Annotated in this window: 1 protein-coding gene; it reads right to left on the bottom strand. The window is 65.6% G+C overall.

Annotated features, from left to right (window positions below):
* Window positions 1-421, bottom strand: a 421-nt coding sequence (locus AC1VNY_RS42775; protein ID WP_482409718.1) for an aminotransferase class I/II-fold pyridoxal phosphate-dependent enzyme, incomplete at both ends; no start/stop codon positions are given.

Genomic DNA, 421 nt, shown 5'->3' on the forward strand with positions numbered 1-421 from the left:
GGCCACGTAGCCGACCTTCCAGCCCGTCACGTGATACGTCTTGCCGAAGCTCGACACCACGAAAGCGCGATGCGCCAGCTCGGGAATGCGCGCCACCGAGGCATGCGGCACGCCGTCGTACACCATGTGCTCGTACACCTCATCGGAGAGCAGCAGCACGTTGGTGGGCGCGAGGATCTCGGCGAGCTTGCGCATGTCGTCCGCATGCCAGACCGTGCCGGTCGGGTTGTGCGGCGTGTTGAGCATGATCAGGCGCGTGCGCCGCGTGATGGCCGCCGCCAGCGTGTCGAACGGGATGCGAAAGTCCGGCGCGTTCAGCGTGATCGGCACGACCTTGCCGCCCGCCAGTTCAATCGACGGAATGTAGCTGTCGTACGTCGGCTCGAACACGATGACTTCGTCGCCCGGATGCACGCAGCAC

It is taken from the genome of Bradyrhizobium ferriligni, from assembly GCF_056837965.1.